A 20,535-nucleotide genomic window follows, 5' to 3' on the forward strand; every position below is an offset into this window, starting at 1 on the left:
AAGGTCGCGGCGTGCCAGAGTGGCAGAGGGTGAGGCGGCTGGGATTTGGTGGGTGAGACGAGGTGCGGCCGGGATGGGCGTGCCATTGGGGCGGCGGCGGGTTATTTTTTCTTTTCGTGGGTGAGGCCCATCTGGACGTAGTCGCGGCGGAAGAGGAGGTCGACGGTCCAGTCGAGGGCGATGCGGACCTTTCGGGTGATTCCGGGCATTTTGAGGAGGTAGAAGGTTCGCCAGGTGAACCAGGCTGGGAATCCGGCGAGTTTAAAGCCGAGGATTTTGGCGACGGCAGTGCGGCATCCGAGGGGGGCGATGGCGCCGCGGTTTGTGATGTCGCAGGGGGTAGGATGGTCGCCGTGGAGGGCGCGGGCGAGGTTATGGGCGAGGTGGTCGCCCTGTCGGACGGCGTGTTGGGCGGTGGCGGGATAGGCGTTTCCATGGGCGTCGAGATTGACGGCTGCGTCGCCGATGGCCCAGACGTTGTCGCAGCCCTGGACGCGGAGTTCGCGGTCGCAGAGGATGTAGCCCCGCTGATCGGTAGGCAGGTGGAGGCGTCGGAGGAGCGGAGGCGGGGCGATACCGGCGCACCAGACGACGGTGTGGGTGGGGAGTCGCCGGCCGTCTCGCAGGTCGACGTAGCCGTCGTGGATATGGCTGATCGTGGTGTTGAGCAGGACGTCGATGTTGCGTTTGGCGAGTTGGGCGAGGGCGTATTGGGAGAGGTCGGGGTCGAGGGCGGCGAGGATTCGGTCGGTGAGTTCGATGAGGGTGACTCGGCAGTCGTTGGGCGAGACGTTGCGGTAGTAGCGAGAGGCGTTTTCGAGGAAGACCTGGAATTCGCCGGCGACTTCGACGCCGGTGTAGTTTCCGCCGACGACGACGAGGTGGAGGAGGGCTTTGCGTCGGTCGGGGTCGAGGGCGGCGTCGGCGATTTCGAGCATCTGTATGGCGTGGTCTCGGAGGGCGAGGGCGTCGGGGAGGGACTTCATGCCGAAGCCGCGGTCGGCCAGGCCGGGGACGGGCGGGAGGTTGGTGACGGAGCCGGGCGAGAGGACCAGGTGATCGTAGGGGATTTGGCGCGGATCGGGCTCGCGCGGGACCTGGGCGAAGACGATCCGGCGGTCGAAATCGACGCCGGTGACTTCGGCCATGAGGAAACGGATTTTGTGGAGGAAGCTTCGGATGGAGACGAGGGCGTGTCGGGGTTCGAGGGATCCGGTTCCGGCTTCGACGAGGAGGGGGTAGAAGATGAAGTAGTTGTTTCGGTCGATCAGGAGGATATCGGCCCGCTGGTAAAGGCGGTTGTTTTCCATGGCTTGGGCGCAGTAGGCACCGCCGAATCCGCCGCCGATGACGACGATACGCGGCTTGTTTGCGGTGTGTGCCGGGTCCATGCCCACCCCCCTTGGCGTCGGCTGAGGACGATTGTATCGGGGCGACAGGCGGCTGTCGAGGTCGGCCAAAGAAAAAGGCGGGACGCTAGAGGCACCCGCCTTTCGTGTGACCCTCCGCATGGCGTGGGTGTCACGACTAAATTTCACTCCGTCGAAACGGAGCTCCTCACAAAGTCAGAAGCCAACGAGGTGGAATCACAGGTGCCAGTCCGGAGGTGCATGTCAAGTTCAAGGTACAGACCATGGGCATTTGTGTCAATGGTTTGCCGTAACGACCGGACTGGAAGGGACTTGATTTGGATCAAGAGGGGGAGTGTCGGTGGCGCAGCGGCATTGGGATCGGTCTGTTGTGTCGCAGCGGGGGTTAGAACTTGGCGGCGGCTCCGACCTGGCGGTCGAGGAAGAGTGCGTAGGCGAGGAAGAGCATTGCGAGAATGTAAGTAGCGGCGTATCCGGCGGCGAAGAGGATGTAAGTGAGGCTGATGTGTTTTTCGAGGTCGAGGGCGTCGAGCATCCAGAAGATCTGGAAATTGGGGACTAGGGCGTAGAGGGCGGACCATCCGGCGCGGGCGAGGTCGGAAGGGGCGTTCTGGACGTGGGCGAGGACGAGGTAGTCCCAGACCATACCGAGGCAGAGGATGACCACGGCGATCAGGAGGGTCCGGACCACGGGGAGTCGGGTGGAACAGGCGATACAGACGGCAGCGAGGACCCATATGGCCAGGAGGAGGAGGAAGCAGGCGGAGACGACTTCGATGGAATAGCCCTGACCGAAGGACTGGATTTTCCAGGATTTGTCGAAGAATCCGGCGGTGACGGCGGCTGCGGAGAGGAGGGGGAGTCCGATTCCCAAGGCGGCGGGTCCGAATTGCCAGTCGAAGAGGTAATTTCCGATGGCGGCGACGAAGAGGGTGATGACGGCTGCACTGAGGCCGAAGACGATGATGGGCCAGTCGCGTTCGAGGTAGGCGGCCCACATGACGCCGTGTCGCAGGACCATGAGGAAAGTGACAGTCATAAAAGTGCAGGCTAATGCAAGTGCGGCCATGACGGCGAGAAACTTTGCGACGAGGAGTTCGAGTCGATTGACGGGTTTTGAGATGATGGTGAGGATGGTCTGGTCTTCGATTTCGGCTGAGACGGCTTCGGAGCCGGCGACGGCGGCGAGGACGACCCCGGCGACGAGGATGGTTGAGAGGCAGAGGTCCTGGAGCATTTTGTTGTCGTCGTCCATGGTGAGCATGGTCAGGGAGGGGGCCAGGACCATCAAACCGAGGCAGAGTAAAAGGAGAACCCCGTAAATCGGCTGACGTATGACCTGTAAGAACGTGACTTTGGCTATGGCGTAGATCTTCATAGTGCTAAATTTTGTTAATAGAATTTGAAACGGACCCGGATGCCGCTATATTGTTTTGAACTACGTCGGAATACAAGGAAAAGTTCCGGCGAGGCGCCTGTTGTCGCGCGATAGACGGGTGGCGGCGATGGGCGTGGAGTAGCGGAGAATCGTTCGGCGAGCGGCCGGACGGGGCAGGGACCTGCCCAGCTAACCCAGAGGAGAACGGACAGGGGTTCCGTCGTCGGCGACGGCCCCGGCGTTGGGAAGTAAGGAGCGACCATGCATCGAGTGGACAGGCGAGCAGAGTGGGCGGCCCTGGCGGGCCTGGTCCTTCAGGTGGTGTTCTTCGCGGTGCTCCTGGTGTTGTTCCGGAGCAACGGGAGCGCGGCGACACTGGCGGAGAGCTGGCACTTTCTGGCGGGTGTGGGGATCTGGTTTTTGATTTTTGTGGAGGTGTACCTGCATCGGCTGTCGGTGCAGCAGCGGAACGAGGCGGAGGAGCTTGAGCGCGAGCGGCTGCGTCGGATCGGCGGGTCTGCGAGCGTGTTTTCGGGTTTGCCGGAGGGCGAGCCGCTGTCGATGGAGAAGCGGCTGGCGTGGACGAAGAAATGGTTCGTTCCGATTGCGTCGCTGGGGATTGCGGGGGTGTTGGGGTATTTGGCGTTTCGCCTGCTGCCGTACTGGGTTCCGATGGCGTGGATGCAGGACGCGACGGAGACGGGGGTCCGGAACGAGCAGTTGACGATGGTCGTTCTGGCGGTGATCACGCTGCCGTGTTTTCTGGTTTCGCGTTACGTGCTGGGCCTGAGCCGGGTACCGGGATTGCGGGTGGTGCGTGCGGGCGCGAACTACATCATGGGGAACGCGATCGCGTGTTTTGTGCTGCTGGTGGTGATGGCGTTCGCGTATTTCGGGGCGGGGAACGCGGAGCGGGTTCTGGCGGTGGCGATTCCGGCGGTGATGGCGGTGTTGGGGTTGGAGATACTGCTGAATCTGCTGTTGAACGTTTACCGGCCTCGGATTCCCGGGGAGGAGTATCAGCCGGTTTACGAGTCGCGTTTTCTGGGGTTGTTTTCGGAGCCGGAAGGGGTGATGCGGTCGATCGCCCACACGATCGACTACCAGTTCGGGTTCAAGGTGTCGGAGACGTGGTTTTACCAGCTTCTTCAGCAGGCGGTGGTTCCGCTGGTGCTGTTCGGGGCGGTGATGCTGTATCTGCTGAGTTGTTTTGTGATCGTGCGACCGGGGTACCAGACGGTGGTGCTGCAGTTCGGTCGGATCGACCGGGTGCTGGAGGAGGGGTTGTACCTGAAGTGGCCGTGGCCGATCGAGCGGACGCCGGAGTTCTATCCGGTCAAGGAGGTGCAGACGATCTGGATCGGGTACACGGGCGAGAGCACGTGGAAGGGGGAGGAGGACAAGCCGATCCTGTGGACGGTCAAGCACGTGACGGGCGAGGAGTTCCAGCTTCTGGTGGCGAGCGAGCGGATACTGGAGGTGGCGCGTGAGCGGACGGCGAGTCAGCCGGCGGAGTCGCAGGCGGACGCGGAAGGGAGTCTGGCTCCGGTGAACATCCTGGCGGGCGCGCTGGTGGTGAACTACCAGATCAAGGGCGGGGAAGCGGGGTTGATGGAGTACGTGGAGAACTACGCGGAGCCGGGCCAGGCGCTGGAGGCGATCGCGTATCGGCAGTGGACGCAGTACATGGCGAGCGTGGATCCGATGGAGGTGATGACGACGGGTCGGGCGGCGGCGAGCGTGGCGTTGCGGGACGCGATCCAGAAGGAAGCGGACGGGCGGCAGTTGGGGTTGAAGGTGCTGCAGATTGCCGTGCTGGGTCTTCATCCGTCGACGGAGATCGCGGACGCGTACGAGGCGGCGATCAACGCCCGGCACGAGCGGAAGGCGACGGTGTGGCGCGCGGTGGGCGACGAGAACGCGATTCTTCCCAGGGCCGCGGCGATGGCGGATGAGGTGTTGAGCGAGGCGTCGGCGGACCGATACGGGCGGGTGATTGTGGAGCAGGCGGCGGCGGCGCGGTTCAACGAGCAGCTCAAGGGGTATCAGGCGGCGCCGGAGGTGTTCTATCTGCGGCACTATCTGGACGTGCTGGCGTCGGCGACGGAGGACGTCCGGAAGTTCGTGGTGACGCTGAAGGACCCCGGGAAGGTGCTGCTGATCGTGGACGAGCAGGAGAAGCTGCCCCCGGGATTGCTGGGGCTGGGCGAAGAGATTCTGAACGAGAGAAACCAGTAGGGACATCCGATCCAGGTTACAGAGGGACAAAGCTCATGGAGTCGAAGCGAAGTCTGGCAACGATCGTGTTGGGAATCATCGTGTCGGCGGCGTTCGTGCTGTACATGGTGGTGTTCACGGTATCGTTTTCGGAGACGGCGGTGGTGACGACGTTCGGGAAGGTGACGCGGACGTACAGCGATCCGGACTGGCACCTGAAGTGGCCGTGGCCGGTGGAGCAGGTGATCACGTTCGACAACCGGCTTCGGGTTCACGAGAGCAAGCTGGAGCAGCTCTACACGCAGGACGAGCAGAGCGTGACGGTGATGGCGTTCACGTCGTGGCGGGTACCGGAGGGCGAGGAGCAGGTGGAGCGTTACCTGAAGGAGATTCGCACGCGGGAGAAGGCGGAGCAGATTTTGACGACGCTGGTGCACGACGCGATCGGGGCGGTGGTGGGTCGCCACCGGTTCGAGAGCTTTGTGAGCATGGACCCGGAGCGGATGAAGTTCACGGATATCGAAGCGGAGCTGAAGGAGATGATTCAGGGCCGCGCGCTGGAGAATTACGGGATCGAGGTGACGGCGGTGGGGATCGAGCGGCTTGAGTTGCCGGAGGAGGCGACCAAGAAGGTGTTCGATCACATGAAGGAGGAGCGTCAGCGTCTGGCCAAGCGGTATCGCGCGGAGGGGGAGGCGGAGGCCCGTCGGATCAAGACCCGTGCGGAGGAGCAGGCGAGCAAGATTCGGGACCGGGCGCAGGCGGAGGCGATCGCGATTCGGGGCGAGGGCGACGCGGAGGCGGCGAAGTACTACGCGATATTCGCTTCGTATCCGGAGCTGCACACGTTCATCAAGCGTCTTGAGGCGCTCAAGCAGATGCTGCCGAAGCGGACGACTTTGATTTTGGAGGCCGATCAGGTTCCGCCGTTTGACCTGATCGGGTCTCAGACGCTGCAGTGGTTGCTGCAGAATCCGGCGCCGGCGACGGCGACGCAGCCGGCGGCGTCGGATCCTCTGTTGTCGAGCAAGTAGTCGGGCGGGCGACCGGGCGGCAAGCTGATCGATCAGGAAATCAGGAATGGATGAGACTCGCATGGAACAAGACAATACGATCAAAGCGGGCCCTGGCGGGCAGATGGAGAGCGGCGACGAGGCCCAGAAGTCGTTGATGGACGGTCTTCGGGTGCTGTTCTGGGTGCTCAAGCTGGCGATGCTGGCGCTGGTGGTGTTGTACCTGGCGAGCGGGATCAAGCAGATCAACCAGAACGAGGTGGGTCTGAAGGTCCGGTTCGGCAAGATCGTCAAGTCGGCTGAGACGGCGGAAGCAGGTCCGGGTTTCAAGTGGGCGTTGCCGTGGCCGATCGACCAGTGGATTGTGATTCCGAAGGGGACTCAGCGCGGCGTGAACGTGGAGTTCCAGTACCAGATGACGGAGCAGGAGAAGGTCCAGGGCCCCAGTCCGTTCGCGGGCGGGTCGCTGGTGCCGGGCAAGGACAACTTCGTGCTGACGGGCGACGGGAACATCATCCACGTGGTGGTTCGGGTGAACTACCGGATTGCGGACGCGGCTGAGTACGTGGAGAACATCATGGACGCGGGGGTGGAGGGCAAGCCGGGCGAGTTGCGGATGCCGGAGAAGGGGCTGGTCGAGGCGTTGGCGCGGGAGGCGATCATCCAGGCGGCGGGTCAGTTCGAGGTGGATCAGCTTCTGACGCGCAGCCAGGTGTTCAGCGACCGGGTGGAGAAGTACCTTCAGGAGTCGCTTCGGGAGCTGCGTGCGGGACTGACGCTGGACGACGTACTGGTTCGGGAGATCACGCCGCCGCGTCAGGTGCAGGCTCATTTCAACGACGTGCGGAACGCGGCGGACGAGAAGGGGGCGATGGTCAAGAGCGCGGAGGGCGAAGCGGTCAAACTGCTGACGGAGACGGCGGGGACCGGGTATGAGGAGCTGATCGCGGCGATCGAAGAGGAGGAGGGTCTGCGGTCGAGCGGGGGGGACGGCGTGGAGGAGGCCAAGTTGCGGATCGCTTCGCTGCTGGACCAGGGGCAGGGCGAGGTGCAGTCGATTCTTTCGGACGCGAAGGTGTACCGGACCCAGATCGAGGCGTCGGCGAAGGCGGACGCGGAGTACTTCGAGGCGTTGCTGCCCGAGGTGCGTGCGAACCAGCAGGTCGTGTTGACGCGGCTGTTGCTGAGCACGCTGGAGGATCTGTTCCCTCAGGTGGAGAAGTGGTACGTTCCGACGCGGGTGGATCAGGTTCGGATCATGGTGGACAAGGACCCGCGGGATCTGCAGAAGAAGCCGACGCAGCAGTCACAGAATCGGTAGGGTGGTTTGACGCCGGTCCGATCGGCAGGACGGAAAAGGAACGATGGATCACAGACAACGTGACGTGGTGGTCGAGACGGTGGCCCTGACGAAGAACTTCAAGGACTTCTGGGGCCGGGACAAGGTCCGCGCGGTGGACGATTTGAACCTTCAGATTCACCAGGGCGAGGTGTTCGGGCTTCTGGGCCCGAACGGTTCGGGGAAGACGACGACGATCAAGATGCTGTTGGGATTGCTGTATCCGAGCCGTGGCCGGGCGCGGCTTTTTGGGAAGGATCCAAGCGACGTGTCGGCCAAGTCGCGGATCGGGTATCTGCCGGAAGAGACTCGGCTTTATCAGTTTCTGGACAGCGTGGAGACGTTGGATTTTTACGGCCGGCTGTTCAAGCTGGACGGTTCGGAGCGCGATCGCCGGACGGATGCGCTGGTGGAGATGGTGGGGCTGTCGGCGGCGGCGACGCGGCCGGTGGGGCAATATTCGAAGGGGATGGCGCGTCGGATCGGGCTGGCGCAGTCGCTGATCAACGATCCGGACTTTTTGATCCTGGACGAGCCGACGTCGGGCATGGACCCGATCGGGACCCGGAGCATCAAGGACCTGATTTTGGAGCTCAAGACGCGGGGTAAGACGATTCTGCTTTCGAGCCACCTGCTGTCGGACGTGGAGGACGTGTGCGACCGGGTGGCGATCATGTACGGGGGGAAGCTGCTGTGCTGCGGACCGGTGTCGGAGCTGTTGGCGCAGCAGGAGATGACGCAGGTGGTGACGGAGCGGTTGAGCGGGGAGCAGGTTCGGGAGTTGACGGCGTACATGGCGGAGACGCTGGGGACGAACGTGGTGTCGGTGGGGACGCCGCGCGACCGGCTGGAGCAGTTCTTTTTACGGATCGTTCGCCAGGCGCAGGAGGAGATGCAGCTCAAGACGAGCGGGGCGCTGGCGGGCGGTCAGGTGAGCGAGTTTCTTCGGGCGCGAGGGGATGAGCCGATCGAGGGGGCGGCATTGCTGGACCAGCTCAGTTCGGTAGAGGAGCCCAGGGCGGCTGAGGGATCGGCGGTGAAGGAGATTCGTCGGGAACCGGTACGGACGGACGTGCTGGAGCAACTGGCGCAGGGGCGGGAGCCGGAGTCGCGCGAAGCGGAGGGGGATTCGGTGAAGGAGGTCCATCCGGAGAAGGCGGAGGTGGATCGGTCGGTGTTGGACGGACTGGTGGACGGGTCGGGCGGCCAGGAGGGCGGCGTGGAGAAGGGGAACCGGTAGATGGGACGGATCTGGGCGATAGCGCGGCTGACGATTTCGGAGGCGATCCGGACGCGTCTGGCGATTTCGTTCATGGCGTTGCTGGCGGGTCTGATCGTATTGATCGTGGCGACGGCGTCGGGGGACGGGACGGTGGCGGGCAAGGTGCAGATGTTCATGTCGCACACGATCGGGATCACGCATCTGCTGCTGAGTCTTCTGGTGATTTTTCTGGCGGCGCGGATGGTGGACCAGGACATCCGGACGCAGCGGATCGACAGCCTGATGACCAAGCCGCTGGCGCGGTGGCAGTTTCTGGCGGGCCGGTGGCTGGGGATTCTTCTGCTGGCGACGTTCCTGCTGGGGTTGGTGATGGGGGCGAGCTACGGGGTGGTGCGGTTTTTCTCGCGTGAGGCGACGGGGGTTGACGCGGTCAAGCTGGAGAACCAGGTTCTGGTGGCGCGGACGTCGTACCGGCCGTCGCTTCCGGACGTTTCGGAGCAGGTGGAGCGGATCGTCCGTGAGCGGGGCCAGGACGAGGAGTTGGCGGAACTGACACCGCGGAAGATGCGTGAGCTGGTCCGGGACCGGCTGATTACGGCGTCACGTACGGTGGGTCCGCAGCAGGGGCGGACGTGGACGCTGACGGGGTTGCCCAAACCGCAGGAGGGGTCAAGCGACGCGACGGACCTGCTCACGCTGCGGTTCAAGTATGAGCCGTCGAAGAACACGGAAGGGGTGGCGGAGTATCAGTTGCACAGCAACACGATCCTTGGCCAATGGATCATCGGCCGGCGGGAGTCGCCGAACCAGCACATGTGGTTGGACGCCAAGCCGTATCGGACGGCGAACGAGATTCGTGTTCCGATCAACGCGATCGAGGCGGACGGGACGCTGGAGCTGTCGTTTATCAATCGGGACCCTCGCGGGGTGGCGGTGAACTTTCCCATGGAGGACGGGATCGAGGTCCTGGTTCGGTCGGGGCGTTTCGGTCCGAACTTCGTGCGGGCGTTCCTGCTGGTGTTGCTGACGCTGGTGTTTTTGACGACGCTGGCGCTGGCGTGCAGCACGTTTTTGTCGTTCCCGGTGGCGTCGCTGCTGACGGTTTCGATTTTCTTTGTGGGGTTGGCGGGCGGTTTTTTGTGGGATTCGATCGGGCTGTGGGGGACGGACCAGGGGACGGCGACGTTTTTGGAGGTGTTCGGCAAGATCGTGCGCGAGGGGACGGTCTGGGCGCGGGTGAGCCACACCATCACGTTTCTGCTGTTGCACCTGATCCCGATTCTGGACGTGGGGATATTCACGGACCGGTTGATCGACGGGCGGATGATCGGCTGGGTTGAGGTGATGGCGGGCTTTGTGAAGCTGGTGGCGGTTCAGAGTTTTCTGCTGGCGATTTTCGCGGTAATGATTTTCCGTCGTCGCGAACTGGGCAGGGTGATCGTATAGGCATGTCAACGAAGACGAAGAAGCTATTGTCGGCGGTGATGATCGTGGTGCTGCTGGGCGCGGGATTTGTCCTGTCGCAGCGGACCAACGGGATTCGGACGGAGCAGGGTCTGGCGCGGATGGAGCTTCCGGCCCAGGCTCGGCCGGACCTGCTGACCAACGTGTTGCTGAGTGTGGGACGGGCGCTGGCGGTGGACTACCTGTGGATCGGCCTTCAGAACATGCAGCAGGAGGGCCGGTATTTCGACGCGATGCAGCGGGCCGAGTGGATCTGCCACTTGCAGCCGCATTTCCCGGCGGTGTGGATTTTCCACTCGTGGAACCTTTCGTACAACATTTCGGTGGCGATGAACAGCGAGGAGGACCGCTGGCGGTGGGTGCTGAACGGGATCGAGATTCTGCGGGACCGCGGGATTGCGCTGAATCCGCAGACGGTGAAGCTGTATCAGCAGTTGGCGTGGATCTACCACCACAAGGTGGGCGGGCTGTCGGACGACTGCCACTGGTATTACAAGTCGCAGTTGGCGTTGGCGATCGAGGACATCGTGGGCTGGCCGGAGGAGCAGTACGCCCTGATGGCGCGTTCGCCGCGGACGTGGGAGGCGTTGATGGCGCGGCCGGGGATGGCGGGGATTCTGGCGCAGTTCGAGGGGTTCGGGCTGGATGCTCGCAAGGACCTGTTCGCCCTGCTGGCCAAGCCGCAGGAGTACGGCGAGAAGGTTCAGGCGTTCCTGGCCGACCCGGCGAATCAGGAAGACCTTCAGATGCTGGAAGGGCACCTGCGGCGCGACCGGCTGTACAAGGAATGGAAGCTGGACGCGGAGAAGATCGCGAAGCTTCGGACGGATGATATGTTCGGGCCGCTGGACTTTCGGACGCCGCAGGCGCACGCGATTTACTGGTCGTACCTGGGCCAGGAGATGAGCGGGGACGACGCGTCGTTCGAGGCGCTGAGCGCGGACCGGGTGGTGTACGGCTCGCTGCAGGACCTGGTGCGTCGCGGGCGGATCCACGTGAGCAAGGAGTCGCCGCTGCCGCTGATTTCGCCGGACGTGCGGTTCATTCCGGTGGTTCACCACTGGTACGTGGCGTTCGGCAAGAAGTGGGCCCAGATCAACGAGGAGGAGTGGGACGGGACGGCGGGCGAGACGTTCCGGTCGGGGCACGTGAACTTCCTGCGGAAGGGGATCACGCTGTACTACCAGTACGGCCGGACGGACAAGGCGCGGGAGTACTGGGACACCATGACGGAGATGTATCCACTGCCGGAATACGGCGTGGGGATGGAGGCTTACGTTCACAAGCTGATCCTGGAGGATTTGCTGTCGCCGGGTCTGCCGGACGTGAACGCGAGCGTGCAGTTTTTCCTGATGGACGCGTACCGTCGTTACGCGCTGGGCGACGACTATTCGGCGATGGGGATGGAGCGTCTGGCCAAGACGCTGTACGATTCATATCAGGATGAGCGGAGTTGGAGCGGGGAGATGGCGGCGAAGCGGGTGGCGATGCCGTCGTGGCCGGAGATGGTGCGTAAGACGCGTGAGCAGGCGTACGCGGCGTTGCCGCCGGAGCTGTCGCAGCGGCTGCGTGAGCGGCTTGGTGACGCGGCAGGGGGCGATTCGAAGGCTGAGCCGTCGCCGGTGAATCCGTAGAGACGTCGGGAATCGGCGTTTGCGGCAGTGGGGATGAGGAAACATCAGGGGTACTTTTTGCCATTTATCGGACCGACCGCCTTGATCGGGGTGGCGGGAGCGATAGAATCGGAGTGGTGGGAAGTGGGCCGTTCCCGCCCGATTGGCCGATACTGAAACTGTGGCAGCAGATCCACGTATAATGCTTATGGAGCGGTCATTGTTTCTAAGGTTTTTGCGGATATGAGTTTAGGCGAAGTATTAGTCGCGAAGGAGCTGGTCAGCCAGGCCCAGTTAGCCGAGGCTCAGGCGGTGTGCGAGGGGTCGGGGAACCGGCTTGACCGCGTGCTGCTGAAGCTTGGGTTCGTGGGGGAGGCGGACTTGCTGCGGGTTCTTTCGGATCAGTTTTCGATTCCGGTGGTGGACTTGCTGAGCGAGCCGATCGACACGGAGCTGCTCAAGTCGATGCCGGCCCGGCTGATCCATCGGCGGCGGATTTTGCCGTTTGCGGCGCGGAACGGGAACCTGATCGTGGCGACGAGCGACCCGTTCGACGTTTTCGCGTTGGATGAGCTGCGGGCGATGACGGGCAAGCACGTGGAGCCGGTGCTGGCGGCGGAGCGTGAGATCGCGGCGCTGATCAAGCGGTACTTCGGGGTGGGCGGGGCGGCGATCGACCAGATGATGCTGGAGAGCGGGGAGGAGGTCCACGACGTCGAGGTCTCGGACGCGGCGTTGCTGGAGCAGGCGCAGGAAGCGACGGTGGTCAAGCTGGTCAACGAGATTTTGCGGGAGGCGATCAACGACCGGGCGAGCGACATCCACTTCGAGCCATTCGAGGAGGATTTGCGGATTCGGTACCGGGTGGACGGGGTGTTGCACACGACGAACGTTCCGGAGCAGATCAAACGGTTCCAGGCGGCGATCATTTCGCGCATCAAGATCATGGCGTCGATGAACATCGCGGAGAAGCGGCGGCCTCAGGACGGCGGGTTCAAGATTCGCCACGAGGGCCGCGAGATCGACATCCGGGTGAGCGTGCTGCCGTCGGTGTTCGGCGAGGGCGTGGTGCTTCGTATTCTGGACCGCAGCGCGGCGGTGATCAGCCTGACGGAACTGGGGATGGACGAGGACACGTACACGGCGTTCGACGAGCTGATCAATCTGCCGCACGGGATCATTCTGGTGACGGGTCCGACGGGTTCGGGCAAGACGACGACGCTGTACGCGGCGCTGAACGCGATCGTTTCGGACCAGATCAAGGTGATCACGGTGGAAGACCCGGTGGAGTACCGGCTGATGGGAGTCAATCAGATTCAGGTGCATCCTGGGATCGATTTGACGTTCGCGGCGGCGTTGCGGAGCATTCTGCGTCACGACCCGGACGTGATCATGATCGGCGAGATTCGCGATTTGGAGACGGCGGAGGCGGCGATTCAGGCGTCGCTGACGGGTCACCTGGTGTTTTCGACGCTGCACACGAACGACGCGTGCAGCGCGGCGACGCGGTTGACGGACATGGGGGTGGAGCCTTATCTGGTGTCGTCGTCGGTGGTGGGGGTGATGGCGCAGCGGCTGGTGCGGACGAACTGCGAATTCTGCCGGGAGCCGATGACGATTGATCGGGACAAGCTTCCGAAGGATTTCGCGTTGGAGGCGGGGGCGGTGCTGTATCACGGCCGCGGGTGCCGGGAGTGCCGGCATACGGGGTTGCGCGGCCGGGTGGGGCTGTTTGAGCTGGTGCCGTTCGGCGGGGAGATTCGGGAGGCGATCACGGACGGTGCGAGCGCGGACAAGCTGTTGAAGATCGCGTGCCGGCAGGGCGCGCGGATGTTGCGCGAGGACGGCTGGAACAAGGTCCGGGCCGGGTTGACGGTGCCGGACGAGGTGTTGCGGGCGACGGTATTTCAAGGGAAGTAGTGATCGTTTATGGCGACGTTCAAGTACAAAGCGCGAGACCTTCGCGGCGTCGAGCAGCAGGGCAGCCTGGTGGCGGATTCGCAGGCGGCGGCGGTGCGGGTGCTGGACGAGCGTGGTCTGTTTCCGATTCGGGTTTGGGAGGACAAGGTCGAGACGTCGTCGCTGCAGATCGGCCGGCGGGTGAAGCTGTCGGAGCTGGCGGGTTTTTACAACCAGTTGGGGGATTTGCTGGCGGCGGGGGTTCCGATGCTGCGGGCGCTGGACGTTCTGGCGCGTCAGCAGCGGGCGGGCGTGATGGCGGTGGTGACGGGCGAGCTGCGGGAGGACGTGGCGGGCGGGGCGAGCATCGCGGACGCGATGGAGAAGCACACGCTGGTGTTTCCGGAGCTGCACGTGGGGATGGTGCGGGCGGGCGAGCAGGGCGGTTTTCTGAATTCGGTGCTGCACCGTCTGGCGTCGTTCGTGGAGCAGCGGGACGAGCTGCGGAACAAGGTGATCGGGGCGATGATCTATCCGCTGTTTCTGCTGGCGGTGGGATTGACGGTGGTGCTGGTGGCGGTGACGTACTTCATGCCGAAGCTGGAGCCGATGTTCGCGGGGATGGAGCTGCCGGCGTTGACCAAGGGGGTGATGGGGTTCGGCAACTTCTTGCGGGAGTATTACCTGCTGATTATTCCGGGGATCGCGCTGTCGGCGATGCTGGTGCTGCCGTATCTGCGGTCGCCGGCGGGCCGGAAGGCGTGGCACCGGGTCCAGTTCCGACTGCCGGTGGTGGGGAACGTGTTCCGGATGGTGGGGGTGTGCCGGTTCTGCCGGGTGCTGGGGACGCTGCTGGGCAACGGGGTGTCGATGATGCCGGCGTTGACGATTTCGCGGGAGTCGGCGGGCAACGTGGTGCTGGCGGAGTCGATCGCGGACGCGGCGGAGGCGGTTCGTTCGGGCAAGAGTCTGTCGCAGACGCTGCGGGCGGGCAATCTGTTTCCGCTGGACATTATCGAGCCGATGGCGGTGGCGGAGCAGACGAACCGGTTGGACGTGGTGCTGGTGGAGATGGCGGACCGTCACGAGCAGCGGGTGGCGCGGAAGGTGGACGTGGCGGTGCGGATGCTGGAGCCGGCGTTGCTGCTGGTGGTGTTCTCGATGGTCATGGTGATCGCCATGGCGCTTCTGCTTCCGATCATGCGGATGCGAAGCATCATGAGCATGTAGTAAGGCATAACGACGTAATCGGAGACAGCGATAGGAAGGAGTTTCAGCGATGTCGAGGAAGTCGAGGACGTACCGGGTGAAGGCGTTCACGCTGTTGGAGATTCTGCTGGTGATCGGGATCATCGTGGCGCTGGGCGCGGTGATTTTGCCGAACCTGCTGGGCCAGGGCGAGAGCGCCAAGATCGGTACGACGAAGATTCAGATGAACAGCGTGGAGGAGGCGCTGGAGTATTACAAGCTGAAGGTTGGTTCGTATCCGACGACGGACGAGGGGCTTGGCGCGTTGACGGACAAGGACGACGTACAGGACGAGGAGATGGCCAAGAAGTGGGACGGGCCGTACCTCAGGAAGAGCACGGACCTGCGGGACCCGTGGGGCCGGAAGCTGAACTATGAGAGTCCGGGCCGCCACAACGAGCGGAGCTTCGACCTTTGGAGCAACGGTCCGGACGGCCGGGAAGGCAACGATGACGACGTCACGAACTGGGAAGACGACGACTAGGCGGTTGGCTGCGGGCCGCGTGCGAGGCGGAGTTCGATCGTTCACGTTGATCGAGATTCTGCTGGTGATCGCGGTGCTGGTGATGCTGGCGGGTCTGATCTGGCCGAACGTGATGGGCCGCCGGGAGCAGGCGCGGTTCGACCACGTGGTGCTGCGGGTTTCGACGATGATGTCGCTGGCCCGCAGCGGCGCGATGATGTCGGGCCGGACGCACCGGTGCGTGTTCGACGAGGGCGGCGGGAGGATGCGGGTGGAGTGGGAGCCCGAGCCGTTCGACGGGGCGGGGGAATTCGAGCCGGTCGAAGGGAGTTGGGCGAGGCTGGATTTGGCGAAAGAGGGGGTTCGGTGCGAGATGGTGGATTTGAGCGGGGTGTTCAAGGCGATTCGGGTTCGCGAGCGCGACGTGGTGGGCGAGGAGCCGCCGGCGGCGTTGCTGGAGCCGGTGACGTTCCGGCCGGACGGCCGGTGCGACTCGGGCGTGATCGTGTTGAAGTCGAAGGGCGGGCGTGAAGCGCAGATGGCAATCAACGGCCTGACCGGCCAGGTAAGGATGGTCGAATCATGGCAGGGAGAACGTCAGGAATAGGGCGGTGGACGAGCGGGCGGCGGCGTGCCAGCATCCTGCTGGAGACGATGACGGCGCTGCTGGTCATCGCGATTGCGCTGGGGGTGATGTCGGGGTTTTTCCAGAATTCGATCTCGCGGATTCGGGAGGCGCGGCTTCGGAGCCGGGCGATGCTGCTGGCGGAGAACAAGCTGGCGGAGCTGCAGTTGGGGTTGGCGGACATGACGGAGGGGACGGAGGGCTCGTTCGACGGGCGGCCGGCTGGGTTTTACTGGATGGTCGAGACCGAGCCGACGGAGATCGAGGAGTTGGAGCGGTTGACGCTGACCGTGATCTGCGACGATCCGAGCGAGGGGTTTTCGATGCCGGTGCACACGTTGTTCAGCCCGTCGCTGAACTACTCGTATGAGAAGCTGATGGAGATATCGACGGACACGTCGCAGTTGATGGAGATTCAGACGCCGGGCCTGCAGGATTTGCTGACGCAGATGAACGAGGCGGAGTTTCCGGGCGCGGATCGGCTGGTCAAGGCGCTGATGGCGGGCGGGGTGGGCGAGATGATTCGGTTGTTCAACCAGATCACGACGGGCCAGCTTTCGCCGGAGCAACTGATGGAGTTGCTTCAGCCGGAGATGGCTGATGACGAGGACGCGTTCATGGGCACGCTGCTGGCGGGCGGGGCGGCGGAGGAGACTCCGTACGGTCCGGTCTGGAGCGACGACGACACGGCGGTGATTTCGCCGGAGGCAGGGTTCGCGGGGGGCGAAGGGGAGACGGGTGAACCGACGTTGGCGGAGGGCGAGCCGCCTCCCGATGACCCGACGGCTGCGCGTCCGCGTTCGCGGACTCTGGCGCCGGGCGAAGAGGGAGAGGCGGCCGAGCCGAGTCCGGCTCCGAGCGGGCGGCAGGGGATGTCGCGCGAGGATGCGATGCGAGAGATCACCCGCCTGCTGGGAAGAATGGCGCGTGAGAAGCGATGAGCAGGACGACCCGGGCGTTTACATTGCTGGAAGCCATGCTGGCGGTCTCGGTGATCATTCTGATTATCGGGGCGGTGTACTCGTTTTACACGTATTCGCTGCGGCTGGTGGAGGCGGGCAACCGGCACCTCCAGGAGTCGCTGGTGGCGAGGACGGTGCTTCAGCAGGTTGCGTCGGAGATTCGATCGATACCGGGATTGGGCACGCATTTCGGGCCGGTGCTGCGCGGCGAGCACGACCGGATCTTGTTTATCAGCACGGTGAATCCGTCGCGGCTGGTGTTTTTCCCTCGTGACTTCATGGAGTCGACGGTGGCGGTGGAGCACGATTTGCGTCGGGTGGAATACCGGCTGGCGGAGAGCGACGAGGAGGAGGTGCTGGGTCTGCGGCGGTCGGAGTTGCGGGTGCTGCTGGCGCCGACGGTGGAGGAGACCGGGGACGAGGAGTTGGCTGCGGGCGAGGCGTCGGAGTCGGTGGACGCGGCCGCGGAGGTGAGCGTCGACGAGGTGATGGATAACGTGGAGGTGGCCGAGGAGCAGATCGTCGCGGAAGACATCCGGTACCTGGAGTTTCAGTTCTACAACGGGCTGGGATGGAGCAGCCAGTGGGAGGCGGACGTTCTGCCGCGGGCGATTCGGATCGTGGTGGGTTTTTCGGAGGTTCCGGAAGAGGCGTTGCGGGACGAACTGATGCTGGCGTGGGAAGACCGGCCGTACCGCGAGGACCAGTATGACCTGGTGGTTTCGCTGCGGCTTTCGGAGGAACTGAAGGCCCGAAACGCCGAGAGCGGCGGGACGGAGGGGCAATGAGGACGAGCGGTCGGACATTCCGGGGCCTTCGCCGCCGTCGTCGGTCATCGTGGCGGCGCGGGGTCATTTTGCCGATCGTGCTGGTGATTTTCATTCTGCTGGCTATGCTGGCGATCAGCTTCGGGTTTCTGGCCCGGGCGGAGTATTCGGGGATGGCGGCGCAGGCGCGGCTTCAGCAGGCGCGGTTCTGCGCGATGGGCGGTCTGGAGGGTGCGGCGCTGCTGCTTCGGCAGCACTTCAACGAGCCGGCGTTGTGGTACAACAATCCGGCGTTGTTCCAGGACCGGGAGGTGTACGGCGAGGGATCGGAGGAGGATCGGCGGGCGTGGCGGTTCAGCCTGGTCGGGTACAACCTCGACAGCGACCAGGCGACTCGGTACGGGATCACGGATGAGGCGGGCAAGTTGAACCTGAACGTGGCGAGTCCGGATCAGCTTTACCGGCTGATCGCGCCGCGGTGCGCGCCGGGGATGGCGGAGTCGCTGGTGGCGTCGCTGCTGGACTGGCGGGAGTCGGGGAGCGAGGCCCGGCCGGGCGGGGCGAAGGACACGTATTACATGATGCTCACGCCGCCGTACCGCTGCAAGCAGGGGCCGCTGGACACGGTTGAGGAACTGCTGCTGGTCAAGGGGTTCACGGCGGATATCGTGTACGGCGAGGACATGAATCGCAACGGGATGCTGGACGCGAACGAGGACGACGGCGACGGGTCGCTGCCGCTGGACAACGGCGACGGCGTGCTGGACCGGGGGTTGTACCCTTACGTGACGGTGTACAGCCGCGAGCCGGAGGTGACGGACGGCAATCCGTACATGCCGCGGGTGAACATGACGATCTGGCCGGAGGGCGTCGCGGACAAGCTGCGGCCGGAGCTGGCGGCGTTTCTGGTTCAGGCGCGGGACGGCAAGGCGGATTTCGGGAAGACGCCGGCCAACCTGGTCGGCATGCAGGTCGGCAAGGGCGGCAGCACGTTCGTTTCACCGGCGACGGAGGAGGATTTACCGGCGGTGATGGACCTGCTGACGACGGGGTATCACGTGCACGACGACGGGTTCGTGTACGGGCGGATCAACGTGAACACGGCGTCGCGGACGGTGCTTGGGACGATCGGGAAACTGACGCCGGAGGAGATCGATGCGATCCTCAGCGTCCGGAACCGGCTGACCGACGAGGCGAGGAAGACGACGGCGTGGCTGGTTACGGAAAAGGTGCTGACGCTGGACAAATACAAAGAGGTGGCCTATTTATTCACTGCGCGGTCTTACCAGTTTACGGTAGAGTCGATCGGGTACGGCGACTATGATGGCCTTCAGTGCCGTCTTCAGACGGTGATGGAACTGCGTCTGCCGCGGGTCCAGTACGTGTATTTTCGCGATCTGACGGAGTTTGGGGCCAGTTACCGGCTTGGAGAATTCGAACAGGATGATGTTATCGTTACACAGGAAAGCGGTCGCGATTGACTACGACTCGAAGGACGTCCGCCTGCTGGAGTTTTCGCGGGAGCGGGGCGGGACGGTGAGCGTTCACCGGCGGTGCGCCGGGCGGTTGCCGGAGGGCGTGTCGGTGGACGATCCGGAGGGGTTCGGCAAGCACCTGTCGGAGCTGATGGCGCGGGAGGGCATCGCGACGCGGACGGTGGATTTCGCCATCGCCCGCGACGAGGGAATGATGCACCACCTGTCGGTGCCGGCGACCCCGGACGATGAGCTGGCGAATCTGGTGCGGTTCCAGCTTTCGCAGGAGTTGCCGTTCGCGATCGAGGAGTCGTCGGTCGATTACGTGGTCACGGCGCGTGCCGAGGGCGGTCTGGCGTCGCGGTTAATCGCGGGCGCGGTGAAGCTGGAGCATCTGGACCGTCTCCGGCACGTGGCGCGGGCGGCTGGGCTGTCGATCCGGCGGATCGGTTTTCGCCCGTACACGTCGTATCTGGCGTGCCGTCAGGCTGGGTTGCTTGCCGAAGGTGCGACCTTGTTCGTGTACCTGGCCCACGAGACGATCGAGATCGACGTGTTCGACCGCGAGGAAGGGCTGCTGTTTTCGCGGAGCGCCGGGCTGACGGAAGGCGTCGAGGAGCAGTCGGCGGTCGAGCGTGGGATTCTGCAGCTTCATCGGACGTTGCCGGCGTACCATGCGGAGGGCCGCGCCAAGCCGCTGGGTCAGGTGGTGGTGGCGGGTGAGACGGGCTCGGAGGGGGAGTTTCTCGAGAAGGTCCAGGAGCAGCTCAAGCTGACGGGCCGGCTGTTCGCGTTGCCGGGCGAGTCGGGCGGCGTGGAGTATTCGGCGTGCTACGGACTGGCGGTCGGTCAGTACGAGTCGCGGGCGTCGCAGTTCGACTTTTTGAATCCCAAGCGGGCGGTCGATCCGGTGGCCCAGCGGAACCGGCGGTACCAGCTCGTGGCGGCGCTGCTGATCGTACTGCTGATCGTGGGTTTTGTAACGATGCGGCGGGTTCGGTCGGATCGGCAGGCGGAGCTGGCGCGGCTGATCGCGATCGACGAGGAGTTGCAGGACGAGCTCAAGGAGCACAAGCGGTTCGAGCGTCAGGTTCGCCAGATGGCGGAGTGGAGCGAGGGGAAGGTGAACTGGCTCGATCAACTGTCGGAGTTGACCGAGCGGATGCCGGACCCGCAGCAGGCGTACGTGGAGGTGGTTCGTCTTTCCGAGGCCCGCAAGGGCGAGGGGGCGGCCAGGATCAGCATCCAGGGACAGGCCAAGTCGGCGCAGGTGGTGAACCAGATGTACCAGACGCTGCTCCAGAGCGGCGAGTATCTTGAGGTGGATCGCCGCGCGGAGTCCACCGCCCGCACCTCGCGAGAGTATCCGGAGAGTTTCAACTTCGAGATCGTGGCGGCTTCGAGCGAGGCGGGCGCGGCGACCAAGCCGGCGGACGACGCGGCGGAGACGGCGGAGTGACCTCCAGAGAATCCGAAAGGA

15 protein-coding genes and 1 pseudogene are annotated in these 20,535 nt (G+C 64.1%); 14 read left to right on the forward strand and 2 right to left on the reverse strand.

What is annotated here, in order from left to right; all coding sequences use genetic code 11:
• Nucleotides 1-101: 101 nt before the first annotated feature.
• Together GXY33_09825 and GXY33_09830 are read right to left on the reverse strand one after the other, a co-directional pair.
• On the reverse strand, nucleotides 102-1,391 hold the full coding sequence (locus GXY33_09825) for an NAD(P)/FAD-dependent oxidoreductase (protein ID NLX05431.1): 1,290 nt from the start codon (nucleotides 1,389-1,391) through the stop codon (nucleotides 102-104).
• Between the two features lie 364 nt (nucleotides 1,392-1,755).
• On the reverse strand, nucleotides 1,756-2,748 hold the full coding sequence (locus GXY33_09830) for an ABC transporter permease subunit (GenBank protein ID NLX05432.1): 993 nt from the start codon (nucleotides 2,746-2,748) through the stop codon (nucleotides 1,756-1,758).
• Between the two features lie 261 nt (nucleotides 2,749-3,009).
• Here GXY33_09830 and GXY33_09835 point away from each other — a divergent pair, with 261 nt between their 5' ends.
• From GXY33_09835 to GXY33_09900, 14 genes and pseudogenes are all read left to right on the forward strand, one after another.
• Nucleotides 3,010-4,986 carry a hypothetical protein gene (locus GXY33_09835; protein NLX05433.1) on the forward strand — a complete coding sequence of 659 codons (1,977 nt, stop codon included), beginning with the start codon at nucleotides 3,010-3,012 and terminating at the stop codon, nucleotides 4,984-4,986.
• Nucleotides 4,987-5,021: 35 nt separating this feature from the next.
• On the forward strand, nucleotides 5,022-5,999 hold the full coding sequence (locus GXY33_09840) for a protease modulator HflC (protein ID NLX05434.1): 978 nt from the start codon (nucleotides 5,022-5,024) through the stop codon (nucleotides 5,997-5,999).
• Nucleotides 6,000-6,060: 61 nt separating this feature from the next.
• Nucleotides 6,061-7,299, forward strand: a complete 1,239-nt coding sequence (locus GXY33_09845) for a protease modulator HflK (GenBank protein ID NLX05435.1) — start codon at nucleotides 6,061-6,063, stop codon at nucleotides 7,297-7,299.
• A gap of 43 nt (nucleotides 7,300-7,342) precedes the next feature.
• Nucleotides 7,343-8,062 (forward strand): annotated as a pseudogene (locus GXY33_09850) (ABC transporter ATP-binding protein).
• Between the two features lie 495 nt (nucleotides 8,063-8,557).
• Nucleotides 8,558-9,985: a hypothetical protein gene (locus tag GXY33_09855; protein ID NLX05436.1), complete on the forward strand. Its 1,428-nt coding sequence runs from the start codon at nucleotides 8,558-8,560 to the stop codon at nucleotides 9,983-9,985.
• A gap of 2 nt (nucleotides 9,986-9,987) precedes the next feature.
• Nucleotides 9,988-11,637, forward strand: a complete 1,650-nt coding sequence (locus tag GXY33_09860) for a hypothetical protein (protein NLX05437.1) — start codon at nucleotides 9,988-9,990, stop codon at nucleotides 11,635-11,637.
• Nucleotides 11,638-11,859: 222 nt separating this feature from the next.
• Nucleotides 11,860-13,536 (forward strand): type II/IV secretion system protein, encoded by a 1,677-nt coding sequence (locus GXY33_09865; protein NLX05438.1) that lies wholly within the window; start codon nucleotides 11,860-11,862, stop codon nucleotides 13,534-13,536.
• 9 nt (nucleotides 13,537-13,545) lie between these two features.
• Nucleotides 13,546-14,745: a type II secretion system F family protein gene (locus GXY33_09870; protein ID NLX05439.1), complete on the forward strand. Its 1,200-nt coding sequence runs from the start codon at nucleotides 13,546-13,548 to the stop codon at nucleotides 14,743-14,745.
• 49 nt (nucleotides 14,746-14,794) lie between these two features.
• Nucleotides 14,795-15,247 carry a type II secretion system major pseudopilin GspG gene (gspG, locus tag GXY33_09875; protein ID NLX05440.1) on the forward strand — a complete coding sequence of 151 codons (453 nt, stop codon included), beginning with the start codon at nucleotides 14,795-14,797 and terminating at the stop codon, nucleotides 15,245-15,247.
• On the forward strand, nucleotides 15,213-15,833 hold the full coding sequence (locus GXY33_09880; GenBank protein ID NLX05441.1) for a hypothetical protein: 621 nt from the start codon (nucleotides 15,213-15,215) through the stop codon (nucleotides 15,831-15,833). Before gspG ends, GXY33_09880 begins: the two co-directional genes overlap by 35 nt.
• On the forward strand, nucleotides 15,809-16,792 hold the full coding sequence (locus GXY33_09885; protein NLX05442.1) for a hypothetical protein: 984 nt from the start codon (nucleotides 15,809-15,811) through the stop codon (nucleotides 16,790-16,792). Before GXY33_09880 ends, GXY33_09885 begins: the two co-directional genes overlap by 25 nt.
• Nucleotides 16,789-17,601, forward strand: a complete 813-nt coding sequence (locus tag GXY33_09890) for a hypothetical protein (GenBank protein NLX05443.1) — start codon at nucleotides 16,789-16,791, stop codon at nucleotides 17,599-17,601. Before GXY33_09885 ends, GXY33_09890 begins: the two co-directional genes overlap by 4 nt.
• Nucleotides 17,598-19,061, forward strand: coding sequence for a general secretion pathway protein GspK (locus GXY33_09895; GenBank protein ID NLX05444.1), 1,464 nt, complete (start codon nucleotides 17,598-17,600; stop codon nucleotides 19,059-19,061). Before GXY33_09890 ends, GXY33_09895 begins: the two co-directional genes overlap by 4 nt.
• Nucleotides 19,024-20,514: a pilus assembly protein PilM gene (locus GXY33_09900; protein NLX05445.1), complete on the forward strand. Its 1,491-nt coding sequence runs from the start codon at nucleotides 19,024-19,026 to the stop codon at nucleotides 20,512-20,514. Before GXY33_09895 ends, GXY33_09900 begins: the two co-directional genes overlap by 38 nt.
• Nucleotides 20,515-20,535: the final 21 nt, after the last annotated feature.

The organism is Phycisphaerae bacterium (genome assembly GCA_012729815.1).
Lineage (GTDB): Bacteria > Planctomycetota > Phycisphaerae > JAAYCJ01 > JAAYCJ01 > JAAYCJ01.